This is a genomic window from Stenotrophomonas chelatiphaga (assembly GCF_001431535.1).
In the GTDB taxonomy this organism is placed as follows: domain Bacteria; phylum Pseudomonadota; class Gammaproteobacteria; order Xanthomonadales; family Xanthomonadaceae; genus Stenotrophomonas; species Stenotrophomonas chelatiphaga.
In genome coordinates this window covers 1-1512 of record NZ_LDJK01000131.1, presented here as the reverse complement: position 1 = coordinate 1512, position 1512 = coordinate 1, and the positions used below count along the sequence as shown (strand labels likewise).

The 1512-nt window shown below is 66.7% G+C and carries 2 protein-coding genes; one reads left to right on the top strand and one right to left on the bottom strand.

All coding sequences use genetic code 11. From position 1 onward, the window contains the following. A partial coding sequence (locus ABB28_RS17465; protein WP_152983511.1) for a PhoPQ-activated protein PqaA family protein occupies window positions 1-1033 on the top strand: 1033 nt, incomplete at its 5' end. A gap of 33 nt (window positions 1034-1066) precedes the next feature. Here the strand turns inward: ABB28_RS17465 and ABB28_RS17460 are convergent. Further along, entirely contained in the window at window positions 1067-1417 is a 351-nt protein-coding gene (locus ABB28_RS17460) for a DUF3301 domain-containing protein (RefSeq protein ID WP_057687618.1), read from the bottom strand. Window positions 1418-1512: the final 95 nt, after the last annotated feature.

The following is a 1512-nucleotide window of genomic DNA, read 5'->3' as shown; positions in this document are numbered from 1 at the left end:
TGCCGACGTGCCTGACCAGCCGCTGCGCCTGCCGGGGGACGACCGCTACCGTGTCGAGGACGATCTGGTCGCACTCAGCTGGCGGGGCTTCCTCGACGCCCCCCATGAAAAGGCCTACTGGCCCCTGCATCTGCCCATGGCGCAGGCAGTGACACGTGCGATGGACCTCGCCGGACAGGAGTTGCCCCCGTCCCTGCGACCGTCGTTCGTGGTGACCGGGGCCTCCAAGCGCGCGTGGGCGGCGTGGTTGTTGCCCTTGGTCGACGATCGCGTCAGCCACCTGCTTCCGTTCGTCATGGACATGCATTGGGAGGCGCTGGCTCCGCATATCCAGCGCAGCTATGGGCAACGGTGGCCGATCGCGCTGCTACCGTATTCACAGCACGGCATCACCGCGCGCCTCGGTAGTCCGGGGTTCCACGCTTTGATGCAGGGCAGCGACCCCTACAGCTATCTGGGTGGTCCGTTGCGCGAGCGCCTGGCGCTGCCCAAGTATCTGGTGAATGCGAGCGGGGACGATTTCTTCACTCCCGACGCAACGCAGTTCTACCTGCATGCGTTGAGCGGCGAGACCACGTTGCGGATGGCACCCAACAGTGATCATCAGGGCATCCGTACCGTTATGGAGTCCAGCCTGCTGCCGGCCCTGCGGCGTTGGCGCAGCGGCCTGTCATTGCCCCAGCTGCAATCCGGCTGGCGCGCGGATGGCGGTGCTGGCAGCCTGAGGGTACGCAGCAGCGAAGTGCCAGTGGAGATGGTCCTGTGGACGGCACACAATCCGGATGATCGGGACTTCCGCTACGCCTGCGGCGTCCGCTACCAGGCGCAGCCGCTGGAGATCACTGCGGGGCGGGACTGGGCAGTACCCTTGCAGCCCGTGCAACGTGGCTGGAGCACGTCCTTCGTGGAGCTGCGCTACCGCGACGGCTTCGTCGCCACTACACCAGCCTACGTGTACCCGCCTGATCGATTCCCGGCGCACCCGCCACCGGAGAAGGTGGGTGGCTGCAGACTGGTGCCGGAGCAGGGCTGACGGCGAGTGCAGGGCGCCTGAGGTCGCGCGTACTTAGAGGTCTTCGGCCTCATCCACGTCGGGGCGGATCGCACTGATCCGCGCCGCGCCGGGGCCGCTGAAGGACACCAGTTCATCGCCGCGCAGGACCATCCTGCCCACATGGCGATCGATGCCGTCGTAGGAATATTCAAACTTGAAGGTGCGCTCGAAGCAGAGGCGCCCGTCGTCGCCGCGCGTCACTTTCAGGCCGATGGCATGCACGCTCTGGTCCAGCCACTGCACGTCGGCGGCCTTGCAGGCGTTGCGCCCGAGGACGCCGGCACGCTCGGCTGCGGCGCGCGACGAATTCCAGAAGGCGTAGCCACAGGCGCCGACGATCATCAGCAGGATCAGGGTGGGCATGAGCGGCGCACTGGCAGGAAGAGGAACCTACAAGATGGTGCACGGGGTGGCGTAGTTCAAGCGCTGGGGTGTGGTTTGCGCGCTGCGCGCGGGCT